At 34.7% G+C, this 13726-nt stretch carries 11 protein-coding genes; 4 read left to right on the top strand and 7 right to left on the bottom strand.

Translation table 11 applies throughout. From position 1 onward, the window contains the following. Window positions 1–175: 175 nt before the first annotated feature. From C8C83_RS01490 to yajC, 3 genes are all read left to right on the top strand, one after another. Window positions 176–1285, top strand: coding sequence for an amino acid dehydrogenase (locus C8C83_RS01490; protein ID WP_121326116.1), 1110 nt, complete (start codon window positions 176–178; stop codon window positions 1283–1285). 288 nt (window positions 1286–1573) lie between these two features. Continuing rightward, entirely contained in the window at window positions 1574–2485 is a 912-nt protein-coding gene (gene nusB, locus C8C83_RS01485) for a transcription antitermination factor NusB (RefSeq protein WP_121329911.1), read from the top strand. A gap of 103 nt (window positions 2486–2588) precedes the next feature. After that, window positions 2589–2864 (top strand): preprotein translocase subunit YajC, encoded by a 276-nt coding sequence (gene yajC / locus C8C83_RS01480; protein ID WP_121326115.1) that lies wholly within the window; start codon window positions 2589–2591, stop codon window positions 2862–2864. Between the two features lie 564 nt (window positions 2865–3428). On the opposite strand, the gene C8C83_RS01475 is transcribed toward yajC, so the two are convergent. From C8C83_RS01475 to C8C83_RS01445, 7 genes are all read right to left on the bottom strand, one after another. Then, on the bottom strand, window positions 3429–4019 hold the full coding sequence (locus C8C83_RS01475; protein ID WP_121326114.1) for a DUF1801 domain-containing protein: 591 nt from the start codon (window positions 4017–4019) through the stop codon (window positions 3429–3431). Between the two features lies 1 nt (window position 4020). Then, window positions 4021–5298, bottom strand: a complete 1278-nt coding sequence (gene pepT, locus C8C83_RS01470; protein ID WP_121326113.1) for a peptidase T — start codon at window positions 5296–5298, stop codon at window positions 4021–4023. Window positions 5299–5523: 225 nt separating this feature from the next. Further along, window positions 5524–6654, bottom strand: coding sequence for a formylglycine-generating enzyme family protein (locus tag C8C83_RS01465; RefSeq protein ID WP_121326112.1), 1131 nt, complete (start codon window positions 6652–6654; stop codon window positions 5524–5526). 100 nt (window positions 6655–6754) lie between these two features. Then, window positions 6755–7750 (bottom strand): DUF6515 family protein, encoded by a 996-nt coding sequence (locus C8C83_RS01460; RefSeq protein WP_165877218.1) that lies wholly within the window; start codon window positions 7748–7750, stop codon window positions 6755–6757. Window positions 7751–7842: 92 nt separating this feature from the next. Then, complete coding sequence (locus C8C83_RS01455; protein ID WP_233565975.1) at window positions 7843–9027, bottom strand: porin; 1185 nt, start codon at window positions 9025–9027, stop codon at window positions 7843–7845. Window positions 9028–9110: 83 nt separating this feature from the next. Then, entirely contained in the window at window positions 9111–9701 is a 591-nt protein-coding gene (locus tag C8C83_RS01450; protein ID WP_121326110.1) for a hypothetical protein, read from the bottom strand. A 130-nt stretch (window positions 9702–9831) separates the two neighbouring features. Next, window positions 9832–12273: an arylsulfatase gene (locus C8C83_RS01445; protein ID WP_121326109.1), complete on the bottom strand. Its 2442-nt coding sequence runs from the start codon at window positions 12271–12273 to the stop codon at window positions 9832–9834. 366 nt (window positions 12274–12639) lie between these two features. Between C8C83_RS01445 and C8C83_RS01440 the strand changes: the two genes are divergently transcribed. Continuing rightward, entirely contained in the window at window positions 12640–13674 is a 1035-nt protein-coding gene (locus tag C8C83_RS01440; RefSeq protein WP_121326108.1) for a quinone-dependent dihydroorotate dehydrogenase, read from the top strand. Window positions 13675–13726: the final 52 nt, after the last annotated feature.

The following is a 13726-nucleotide window of genomic DNA, read 5'->3' as shown; positions in this document are numbered from 1 at the left end:
TTAGATTTTATAAATTATAATGAATTAAAATTAAGGGAATTTATAATTTTATCAGAACAAATCGATTGTTTAATTGTTATTTTAAAGATAAAAAATTAGCACATGTGTATTTTTTAATTATGTTTGAGATGTCTTTTTGACAAATTCATAATTTTAACTAATAAATACTATAGCTATGGATGCAACTTTCGCAACTGGAAAGGAACTTCAAAAAATGGATCCGGTTTTTGGTCAATTATCTTTTGACGATCACGAACAAATTGTTTTTTGCAATGACAAAGATACAGGTTTAAAAGCAATTATTGGTATTCATAATTCGGTTATGGGTCCAGCTTTGGGAGGAACCAGAATGTGGAATTACAATACTGAATGGGAAGCATTAAACGATGTTTTGCGTCTTTCAAGAGGTATGACATATAAATCTGCGATTACCGGACTTAATATTGGTGGTGGTAAAGCAGTAATTATTGGTGATGCTAAAACGCAAAAAACTCCTGAGTTAATGCGTAAGTTTGGTGAATTTGTTCACTCTCTTGGTGGAAGATATATTACTGCAGAAGATGTAGGAATGGAAACTAAAGACATGGACACTGTTAGAGACGTAACGCCTTATGTTACTGGAATCTCTGAAGAAAGAGGTGGTTCAGGAAATCCTTCTCCTGTTACAGCTTACGGTGTTTATTTAGGAATGAAAGCTGCTGCTAAAAGTCAGTTTGGTACTGATGTTTTAGACGGTAAAAAAGTTTTGGTTCAGGGAATTGGTCACGTTGGTGAAGCTTTGGTTGAGTATTTGACTAAAGAAGGAGCGATCGTTACAATTACAGATATCAACGAAGAAAAATTATATCAGGTAGCTCAAAAATACAACGCTACAATTTATACTGGCGAAGATTTATATACTGCGGATGTTGATATTTATGCGCCATGTGCAATGGGAGCAATCCTTAATGATAATACTGTAGATAAAATTAAAGCTAAAGTAATTGCCGGAGCTGCAAATAATCAATTAGCTGACGAGAATGTTCACGGAGCAAGATTGCAGGAAAGAGGTATTTTATATGCACCGGATTTCTTGATCAACGCTGGTGGAATTATCAATGTTTATGCTGAATTAGAGCATTATGGTAAAGCTGAAATCATGTCTAAAACTGAAAATATCTATAATACTACTTTAGAAATTATCGATTATGCTGTGAAAAACGGAATGACAACTCACAAAGCTGCTTTAACAATTGCTCAAAATCGTATTGATTTAAGAAAAATTGAAAACGCTGCTAAAAAGTAATTTTTAGAGTTTTTTAGTCTCAGTTTATAGTTTACAGTCTCAGTCTCAGTCTCAGTTTTCAGTTTTGAAAATTGAGGCTGAGATTTTTTTATTAGTTATGACTGAAAACTGTGACTGAAAGCTGTGATTTTTTTAACCACTTTTTACAGTATTGAAAACTGCGACTGAAAACTGCGACTAAAAATTGCGAATAAATTTTATTATAAGGAATGAAATTGCTAATTTTGCAGACTAATTTTTAAATGTTCTTACAAGGTGGTAAATAGAAGACACATACGCGTTAAAGTAATGCAATCCATTTATGCAATGCATCAAAGCGGTTCTGATAATATGGAAAAAGAAGAGAAATTTCTTTTTTACAGTATAGATAATATTCAGGACTTATATCTTATAATGCTTTCTTCATTGATTGAAATTTGCAAAAAAGAATCTGTTTTTTTACATCTTTCAAGCAAAAAACATCTTGCAACTGCTGCAGAACGTAATCCGAATGAAAAATTTATCAATAACAAAATTTTTCAACTTCTTGCCGAAAGCAATTCTCTTAGTATTGCTTTAGAAAACCGTAAAATCAACAACTGGTCATTAAACGACGATTATATCATTTTGCTTTTAAATGATATTAAAGCAAGCGACTTGTATGCAAAATACATGAGCACAACTACAAACACTTTTGAAGAAGACAGACAATTTGTAATTGATTTGTTTGCTGATGTAATTGTTCCTAATGAAAAATTATACGAGTATTTAGAAGATGATAAATTGACTTGGGTTGATGATATTCCGGTTGTAAATACACATATTATCAAACAATTAAAAGCGATCAAAACGCAAGATCCTGACGATTTTAGAGTGCCAAAATTGTATAAAGATGTTGAAGATAAAGATTTTGCTAAAGACTTGTTCAGAAGAACAGTTTTGAACGAATCAATTCTTGCAAAAGAATACGATGATAAAACACCAAATTGGGACAGTGAAAGGATTGCCGAAATTGATACTATTATCTTGAAAATGGCGATTTGCGAGTTTTTAAAATTCCCTTCAATTCCTGTAAAAGTAACTCTTAACGAATATTTAGAAATTGCTAAAGAATATTCTACACCAAAAAGTAGTATTTTTATCAACGGAATTTTAGATAATCTTGTTAAAGAGCTTACCGCTAATAAAAAGATGGTTAAAGTTGGACGTGGTTTAATGTAAAAACTGGGAAAACTCCAATTATTGATGTCACACTGAGCGTCCCGAAGCTTCGGGAGAAGTGCCAAAACATAAATATTAATAACAAAAATAAAAACTGAATACTATGCAAGATTTATTAAAATTTGCCCCTTATTTACTAATGTTTGTCGTGTTGTATTTTTTTATGATCAGACCACAACAAAAAAGAGCAAAAAACGAAAAAGAATTTGAAAACAGCCTAAAAGTAGGTGATAAGATAATTACTAAAAGTGGTTTTCACGGTAAAGTAGTAGAGCTTGCAGAAACAAGTGCAATTATCGAAACTATGTCTGGAAAATTAAAAATCGAACGTTCAGCAATTTCTATGGAAATGAGCGCTGCTTTGAATAAAAAAGCTTAGTTTTTTTAGAAATTCTAATAAAATATAAATCCCAAATTCTAATTTAGAATTTGGGATTTTTTTGTTTTAAAGACTACAATTGTACACAATCTTGTCATTTCGAAGGAGGAGAAATCATACAAGAAACTCTGCAAAGATTGTCGCCAATCTTTGTCGATCAACTAGTGTGATTTCTCCTCCGTCGAAATGACAAAAAAATAATAGCGCACAAAGTATGTCATTCCGGGGAACGAAGGATCTCCGTAAGAAACTCCATATAGTAACTCTTCAATCTTTAGTTAGACGCACTGCTGTGCGTCTCTACTGTCAATCTTTATAGATTTGTATTTTGTAGATTGTAAATTTGAAGGTTCGTTCCTATTATCCGCATTGTTAATTGTAGAGACGCACAGCAGTGCGTCTACGCAAAGAGATTCGGTTCCAATTAGATCGTTATATGTTTTGTTTGTTTTCCTTAATAGAAGGGACAAAAAACGAGAAGACCTTTGTCAAAGTTTTTAAACTTTGACAAAGGTCTCTATCAATTGGATTTTGGAATTTAAAAAAAATTGGAATTTCCTAAATCTATCTGTATTTATCATTCAATCCCACATTATTCAAAATCAACGGAATCACTTTCTCAATTCTTGATAACTTCGTTTTTTCTTGTTTTGCTGTTTCTATATATTCCAGAAACTCATATTGTTTATAAGGACTGAATTTTTGAAAAGCTTCCGCTAAAGCTGGATTTTGATTCATTTCTTTTTGAAGAAGCTCAGATACTATAGTTTCTTTTTTAGAAGGTTTTATAACTTTTCCTTGCTTTTCGTTTTCAATTGCTTCAAGAATGTATTCTAAAACTTCTTTTTCGTTTACTTCTTCTTTTGATGTAAAACGCCATTGTCGCATGGATTTTGTTTTGTCTTCCTGAGCGTTGATAAGTCTCTTTTTTTCGTCTTTTAGAAAAACGCCGTTCAGAAACCAAATCGCAAAATAATTTTTAAAACCTCCAATTCCGATGACATTTCTTTTGTTGTAAACATAAATAGGACCGCCCCATTTTATGGTTTCAACAAGTTCGGTTTTGTCAATAATTGATTTCAGGAAAAGAAGTTCTTCTTCCCAGTTATTGACTTTGTCCCAAACGTGTTTTTTATCAGAATTAGTTTCTTCCAATTTATCTTTTTCTTACTTGTTTTTCAGGTACATCAAAAATGCCTGGAATTGCAGTCAATTCGACAATTTTTACGATAACATCAGTTGCTTTTTGAATGCTTTCCGCTGGAACATATTCGTATTTTCCGTGAAAGTTATGACCACCTGCAAAGATATTCGGACAAGGTAATCCCATGAACGATAATTGTGACCCGTCAGTTCCGCCACGAATAGGTTTTATGATTGGTTTTATACCCAGTTCTCTCATTGCTTTTTCGGCAATATCAACGATATGTTTTACCGGAAGCACTTTTTCTTTCATATTGTAATACTGATCTTTTACTTCAGCAATTACAATATCTTCACCAAATTGTTTGGCGAATTTTTTATTGATTTTTTTAGCAATTTTACCAATCAAATCTTTTCTTTTTTCGAATTTGATCTTGTTGTGATCACGAATAATTAATTCTAAAACTGTTTCTTCAATGCTTCCGTTTATATGGTGAACATGAAAAAATCCTTCATAACCTTTAGTTTCCTGAGGTGTTTCTCCTTTTGGAAGTTCGTTGATGAAATCATTGGCAATTAACATCGAATTGATCATTTTTCCTTTGGCATAACCAGGATGAACACTTTTTCCTTTGAAGGTAATTTTTGCTCCGGCAGCATTAAAATTTTCATATTCTAATTCACCAATCTGACTTCCGTCCATGGTATAAGCCCATTGTGCGCCAAATTTTTCTACGTCGAAATGATGTGCTCCACGACCAATTTCTTCGTCAGGAGTAAAACCAATTCTGATTTTCCCGTGTTTAATTTCAGGATGCTGAATCAGATATTCCATTGCCGAAACAATTTCTGTTATTCCTGCTTTATCATCAGCACCTAACAAAGTTGTTCCGTCAGTTGTGATGATCGTTTGTCCTTTATATTGTAATAAATCTTTGAAGTAATTTGGAGATAGAACGATGTTTTTTTCTGCGTTTAAAACAATGTCTTTTCCGTCGTAATTCTCTACTATTTGCGGTTTTACATTTGCTCCGCTAAAATCCGGAGAAGTGTCAAAATGCGAAACAAAACCAATTGTAGGTACTTCGTGATCTACATTACTTGGTAAAGTCGCCATGATATAGGCTTTGTCGTCAATGGTAACGTCAGAAAGACCAATTGTTTTTAGTTCTTCAACTAATTTATTGGCAAGATTCCATTGTTTTTCTGTACTTGGAGTAGTTTTTGAATTTGGGTCTGATTCGGTATCAATTGTTACATAACTGATAAAACGATCTATAATATGTTGCATTCGTGTATTTTTTAGCAAATATAAGTAAATAGTTAGGCGTTGTAAAGCTGTAAATTATGAAAACTATAAATTGAGTTAAAAAAAATGCCACTAATTTCACGAATTAGCGCTAATTCTTAAAACCGAAAATCCAATTTCACGAATTTAAATTCATGAAATTGGATTTATAAGTTATCTGAAATATATTTTAATTCGTGCTAATTCGTGCAATTCGTGGCTAAATAATTATTGAACGCATCTGAAACCAATATGATTTGCAGGTGATTTATAATCTCCTTTTCCTCTGGTTCCAACCATATATCTTGTACAATATTGATCTGTGCATAAAAATGATCCTCCGCGTTGTACTTTTTTAGGTAATCCAGGTTCTCCGGGATCGTATGATGATTCTGGTCCTTGTGGGTTTTTGGTAACTCCTCCGTTTTCGCTTACTACAGAATAATAATCGGCGGTATACCAGTCGTTTGTCCATTCCCAAACGTTTCCTCCAATATCGTACAATCCATAAGGATTTGGTTCGAATTGCGCTGTAGGAGCAATGCCAATATAGCCATCTTCGCCAGTATCTCCTTTTTCAATAGGAAAATGTCCCTGATAGATATTAGCCTGAAATTTGCCTTTAGGTTTTAAAGTATTTCCCCAAGCATATAATTGTCCTGATTTTCCACCGCGAGCTGCAAATTCCCATTCGGCTTCAGTAGGTAATCTTTTTCCTGCCCATTTTGCGTAAGCAGCAGCATCGTCATAAGAAACCTGAACTACAGGATATTTTTCTCTTCCTTTTATTGAGCTTCCTGCTCCTTCAGGATGTCTCCAGTCTGCTCCGTGAATATAGCTCCACCATTGCATGTAATTGCCCAAATCTACTTTTGCAGGAGTAGGGGTGAATACAGCCGATCCGGCTACTAAATTCTCTTCTGGAGCATCAGGATATTCTTCATGAGTTGGTTTTATTTCTGCCAATGTTACATAACCTGTTGCTTTTACGAAAGCTGCAAATTGTTCGTTTGTAACCTCTGTTTGATCCATATAAAAGCCATCTACATAAACTCGGTGTATTGGTGCTGCATCTTTGGTAACGCCTTTTACGCTGCATAAACTTTCGTCTTCTACATTGCTTCCCATAGAATATTCGCCACCAGGAATCCATACCATATCTTTTGGTGCTTTGCCTGTTGGTTTGTTTTTGTTTTCTATTGTTGGTTTAAACAAAGATGCTTCTGAAGTGTTTGGGGTTTCTGCACAATCCATTGCGGTCAATTTATCTTTTGGATCAATAAATTTTGTATAGCCGTATGCAATTGAAATAATTGATAATGTAAGTATTGCAAAAATCCAGTAGGTCTTATTTTTCATTCTGGTTATTTTTAATCAGTTAGTGGTTACTAATAAATAACGATAAAATTAGAAAAAATAACCTTATCAATTCTATTTATTTGATAAGGTTACTATAGTTTTATTTATCTTCTTGAACGTCAACAACTTCGTATTTGTCTTTGCCGTCAACTTTAACCGGTTGGTAGTAGGTTTCTCCAAATTTCACGTATTTAGAGTCGCCTATCGTAACTTCTTCACCGCCTTCTGGTAAGTTGTCTACAAGGGTTCCAGCGGTTGGTGGTACAACTTTGTACGAACTACCGTCTTTTTCATAATAGGTTCCTCCGTAATAGTAATTATTGACAGTTCCGGTATTGACCGTTTCGGCTCCGCTTGGGATATTGTTTACAGTTCCTCCAACTGGTGCCGGCACTGCGGTATAACCTCCGCTTGAAGAGGTGTACCAAACTCCCTGGTCATAATGATATTGGGTGCTTTCTACACTTACTACGATTGCTGTTACTGCCAATGTTGCTACAAAAAATCCCCATGGATGCCAAACTGGTCCCCAATAAAATGGATGATAAGGACGTGGGTAATAAGGGTGATAACAATTGTATCTGTAACCTCCATAACGATAAGGAGGACGAGCATAAGGTCGTACACCTGGTCTTACAACTGTGTTACGGTTGTTGCGAACATGTACACTATTGTTTACATTGATGTTTACATTGTTTCTATTTCTGTTCACATTATTACCGCTAATATTGGTATTTCTATTACCGGTTTTGTTTCTGTTTACAGTATTTGAATTTCTGTCATTGATTGATTTATCTCCAATTTTTGAATTTGCAGATGATCTGTTGACTTTATTGGTTCCGGAACCATTTGCTCCAGGTCTGGTAGTATTTGCTGGTCGTTTAACTCCGGAACCAGATGAAGGTCTGCTTGCTGCAGGTCTTGCCTGATTTGCCGGTCTGCTCACAGCGGGTCTTGCCTGACCTCCGCCACCGCCTCTGTGTCCTCCGCCACCGCCGCCATGACGTTGGGCAACACTATCAATAGAAATAAAGAAAAATGATCCGGCTAAACACATTAGTGCCGCTTTTTTTAATGTTTTGCTTATATTTTTCATTTTCAATGTTTTAGATAAATTAAAGTTATTAAAAAAAATATTGTCTGGGTAGAATTTAGTGTACTATTTTGAGTTATTAGATAAGGAGAAAGCTATAAAGAGATGTCCCATTGTATTCTAAAACGCCATCCGGCTTCTAAAGGCAGCGTTTTGTCTTCAAAACTAAAATAGCTTACCTCAGAAGTGAGTTTGTTTTTATGACCATTAAAAAACCAGTTAAAAGCAATAGTTGTTTCGTTTTGAAGGTTTTGTCTAATGTGATTGTCTGGTCGATATGCGGCATGTCTTCCTGCCATTTCCAGATGTTGTGGCCACCACTCAAAAGCATTATGAAAGAAATATCCAGCCTGAACATAATATCCTTTTAATGTAGTTGTATCGTCATTATTCAATTTATCGACGATTTGCTTAGTGTGCCATTCGCTTTGCCAGGAAAAACCCTGATACATAAAAGCGGTTTCCAAATTCCACTGATTTACGCGATATTGTCCCGGAGCGCCATTTTCATATCCTTCTAATGATCCTCCGCCAGATTGTGAAAATCGGGTATAAGGGCTTCGGTTTGTAAGAGCTGAGAAAGCAATAATAGGAGTTGGTTTTTTATGAAATTCTAAATCACTTCCTTCAAAATCGAGAAACCGACCCAGAAAATTCCATTGTACTCTTCCAAAATACATTAGATTATTATCATCATTCGAAGTATTTCCTCTTCCGGTTCCGGTTAAAGCTGCCGCCCAATAATTAAAATCTGCAATTCCTTTTCCTTTTAGATGACCGTTTACTTCGACACCCATTTGTCTGTCGACTGTAAAAGACCGATTTATAAGAGATCTGTCTACAGTTTGCTGTTCACCGCTGCTTATAAAACGTTCACGCGTATATTCGACTTTCCATTGACCGACTTTAAAACTTAACCATTCCCATTTTTCAATCATAAGTCTAAAATCAAGTAGATTAGATTGGCTAAGTTCGTATTCCCAATAATATTTTAACCAAGGTTCAAACGCATGTCCGCCAACTTTTAATCTGGCACGATTGATTTTAAAAGTCGTTTCCTTATCCTGACTATAATCATCATAAGTCAAAGGATCCTGATCGTTTGGTGTCGAAAATCTAAATTGCAAACGGCTCTGCAATTGAAAAAGAAATTTGTTGTCTTTCGTTCTTAATTCAATTCCTTTGCTTCCGTATCGAACAGTAATTTGTTTAGTTGTATCCTTTTCTTTCTCCAGTTGCGCAATTCCTTTAGAACTCGTTAGTAAGATCAGAGAACACATAAGAATTTTTAAGATCCGAATTGTTTTGTTTGCAATGTACATAAGCATAATTGGTTTGTATAAATTGTAGTTGCTTTTACGGCTTATTTTCTTCCAAAGTTTCGTGCAATTCCTAAACCAATTCCCCAAGTGTCATAAGCGTTCCATTTAAAATCATAGCTTACGGTTCCAAAAATTTCCCAGCCTTTAGGAAGTTCGTAACCATATTCTACACCGGCGCGAGTCAGGAAATAATTTTCTTCTTTAGCAAATTCACCTCCAAATCCTAAAAGGAAACTCCAGGATTCATTTGGCTTATAAATTCCCATTAATGCCGGAGCAATAGGATAACTTCTTTCAACAGTTTCTTTATCATCGCCGCTTGCATAAGTCTTTTCGACTTTAAATTTTTCGATAATAAAGTCAGTATGAAGTCCAATTGCCCATTTTTCATGAAATTGATACGTATAATCGATTCCCCATGCAGGCAGATTTAAAACTTCGTGATTTCCTTCGTCATCGCGACCTTCAAAAACATGAGCATGATTAATAGAAATCCCAATTTGATGATGTGGCTTAAAAATTTCTTTCTCTTCACTTTCCTGAGCATTAATTTTGTTTGAAAAAATAAAAGCTGAATAAGATAAGAGTGCAAAAAGAAGGTTTTTATTTAAATAGCTATTTGTACAGGACATTTGATTTTTCGATTAATGAAACATTTATTTCGGGGCAAAAATCCAAGTGGGGGTTTTAAAGAAAAAGAGGTATTTATTAGACATTAGAATGTTCATAAAATACCTCTTGAACTTTATTTTTGATTTGAAATTAATCTCTGTTTAGGGCTCTTTTTGCTTCGTTGTTTAAATCGCGGTATTCAATTTTTCCAACACTAACACCAACTCCATAAATTTCACCTCCTTTAAATTCACCAGGAGTTTTGTATTCTTTACTAACGGCATCTCCACTATCAAATCCAACGCAAAGTCCGTCTCCTGAAAGTGTAAATTTACCAGATTGGGTTCTCATTGGTCCTGATGCAACTTCTTTGCCGTCAATGTAAAGTTTCATTGTTCCTAAAGATTCGCCATTTGGACCTGCTTTTTCTCGGGTAAATTCCATACCAAAAACATGTTTTCCTGGGGTGATTTCAACGTTTGATATGAATTTTTGCTCCGGTGCAATTCCTAAGAAGTTATATACATAATAGAGTTTTTTATCTTTTAAGAATAATGAATGTCCTCCAAAACGGGAACCATGTGCAAAAATTACTCCTGAAGTATTTGCATCTTTTACATCAACATCAGCAAGAATTTTATAAGAGCGACCTCTTACATTTACGGCTACGCCTTCAGGCACAGCAGAAGTTCCCGGATAATATTTGTATAAGTCACGTGGAGCTTCAGCTGAAGGTCTTTCTGTTCCTAAAAGTTCAAGAGCTGAACGGTCATCCAACGGTAAAACTAAGTTTTTGGCAGCTTCGTCATTCCAGTCTTTTATTAATTCTTTTAGTTTATCAGGATATTTCGCAGCTAAGTTGTTTGATTCAGATCTGTCAACATCTGTATTGTACAATTCCCAACCATCTTTATCAAAGTTTCCTTTGCCTGAAATAGGCGCATGCAGCGCTACAGCTTTCCAGCCATCTTTCCATAAAGCGCGGCTTCCCACCATTGCAAAATACTGAATATGTTTTTGTGTTTTAGTATTAGGAGCAGCATCAAAAGTATAACGCATGGATACTCCTGATAATGGATATTGTTCAACGCCATTGTAAACTTTTGGCATTTCAACACCACAGATATCTAATATTGTAGGTACAATATCTGTTGAGTGATGAAATTGATCTCTGACAACACCTTTTGCTTTTATTCCTTTTGGCCATGAAATAACTAGCGGATCACAAGTTCCTCCGGCATATTGGCTATATCTTTTAAACATTTTAAACGGAGTAGAAAACGCAGCAGCCCATCCGGTAGGATAATGCTCATAAGTATCTGGTCCTCCTAGTTTGTCTATATATTTTAGATTTTCTTTTAATTCATCCGGATAACCGTTAAAGAATTTATTCTCATTTACAGAACCTGATTCAGATCCTTCACCCGAAGCTCCATTATCAGCAGCATAAATTACTACGGTATTTTCCAATTGTCCGGTTTTTTCCAAATAATCAATAACACGACCAACCTGTGCATCTGTATATTCAGAGAAACCAGCATATACTTCAGCTAATCTTGAAAATAATTTCTTTTCTTCCGGTTTTAATTTATTCCAATCCAAAACATTATCACCAGGATTTGCAACATTTGGAGGCAGCGGATTAAAGTTGTCAATTTTTGTCCCGGGAGGAATAACTCCTTTTGCAATCATTCGTGGTAAAGCCCATTTACGATAAGCTTCATAACCATCATCAAATTTTCCTTTGTATTTTGCAATATATTCTTCAGGAGCGTGATGCGGTGCATGATTTGCTCCCGGATTGTACCACATGAACCAAGGTTTTGAAGGATTTGTTGCCTGCTGGTCTTTAATATATTCAAGAGCATGATCTGCTAAATCTTTAGATAAGTGATAACCTTCTTCGGGAGTTGCTGGCGGTTCAACAAAATGATTATCTTCTACTAAATCAGGATACCATTGATTGGTTTCTCCTCCAAGAAAGCCGTAATAGCGATCAAATCCCATTTGCAATGGCCATGTTTTGCGCGGACCTCCAGCTGCAATGTCCGGTTCAGGAACATTATGGTTTTTACCGATCCAAAATGTACTCCAGCCATTATCCTGAAGTACCTGACCAATAGTCGTAACCTGTTTTGGCAGTCTTCCGTTTGCTCCGGGATATCCATCGGCAGCTTCTGTAATGCAAGCCATTCCGTTCAAATGATGATTACGGCCAGTTAACAAAGTTGAACGTGTTGGAGAACACAATGCAGTAGTATGCCATTGTGAATACATAACTCCATTATCTGCTAATTTTTGCAATGTTGGCATATTAATAGCTCCTCCGTAAGGCGACCAGGCAGCAAGTCCGGTATCATCATATAAAATAAATAATATGTTTGGAGCGCCTTTTGGAGCTACCTTTGGCAGATATGGAGTCCAGTCACTTTTAGAGTCTCTAATATCCAATGCCATTTTTCCTTTAAAAGTTTCTTTCGTTACTTGTTGAGGATCAGCTTGAGCTGACAGTCTTGTGGTTATACCTAATGAAAGGAATAACAGAAGCGGAAATATACTTTTTTGAAGTATGGATTTGTTGCTGGCTTTCATGATTTTAAGTTGTTTAATTATTTATTTGGTTCTATTGTCTAATGGAAATTATTTCGATAAAAAACTTAATCTTAAAAATGATGCAAATCGTAAAGGGAATTATTTCAGAATGGTTTGTTTATCTGAATAAATCAAAATTAAGGGTTAAATGGTCTGGAGAGGGGTTTTTAGTATTGTGAAGTTGTTTCATTTTATAATTTGCAACCTAAAAAATCTAATTTTGAATCAAAATTTTTCATTTTTTTTGAAGTTTAAAAATGTTTTGAAGAATTGAACAAAATTGAAATTATTTGTTTTTGGAAAAAAAGCACCTTTTTAAACTATAATATTTAAATTTGCCACCTGAAAAACAACAACACAACTCTTATGTATAAATTGATAATTCGTCCGATACTTTTTTGGTTTGATCCAGAAGAAGTGCATTATTTTACTTTTTCATTTGTTAAATTCATTTCAAAAATCCCGGGAGTTTCGTCGATTATAAGATCAATTTATGAAGTAAAAGACAGTCGTTTAGAAAGAGAAGTTTTTGGAATTAAATTCAAAAATCCGGTTGGACTTGCTGCAGGATTTGATAAAGATGCCAAGTTGTACAAAGAACTTTCTGATTTTGGTTTTGGTTTTATCGAAATAGGAACAGTAACGCCAGTTGGTCAGGAAGGAAATCCTAAAAAACGTTTGTTTCGTTTAAAAGAAGATCAGGCAATTATTAACCGAATGGGTTTTAATAACGGTGGAGTTCTGGAAGCTGTAGAACGTTTAAAAAAGAATTCGAACGTTTTGATTGGTGGAAATATTGGAAAAAACAAAGTAACGCCAAACGAAAATGCGGTTGATGATTATATCATTTGTTTTGATGCTTTGTTTGATCATGTAGATTATTTTGTTGTGAATGTAAGTTCTCCAAATACGCCAAATCTTAGAGCTTTACAAGACAAAGAACCTTTAACAGCTTTATTGCAGACTTTGCAAAACAGAAACATTGAAAAGCAAAAAACGAGTACTCAAAAAATAAAACCAATACTTCTTAAAATTGCTCCGGATCTTACTGACGAGCAATTATTGGATATTATTGATATTGTAAAAACAACTCAAATTGCGGGTGTAATTGCGACCAATACAACAATTTCAAGAGACGGATTGCAGTCTGAAAACCAATCTGAAATGGGCGGATTATCAGGAAAACCATTAACAAAACGTTCAACTGAAGTAATTCGTTTTCTTTCGGAAAAAAGCAATAAAGCATTCCCAATTATTGGAGTAGGAGGAATACATTCTGCAGATGATGCGATCGAAAAACTAAATGCAGGAGCAAGTTTGGTACAATTATATACGGGATTTATCTACGAAGGTCCGGCTTTGATAAAAGCAATTAATAAAAAGGTTTTGAAGAATTTGTAATAAAAGCGGGTAATTTAGAATATTACGTTTTTTTTATACAAATAATTAAAGA

This window comes from Flavobacterium sp. 90 (assembly GCF_004339525.1).
GTDB lineage: Bacteria > Bacteroidota > Bacteroidia > Flavobacteriales > Flavobacteriaceae > Flavobacterium.
The sequence above is the reverse complement of the archived record's forward strand: the minus strand, read 5'-3'. Positions and strand labels throughout refer to the sequence as shown.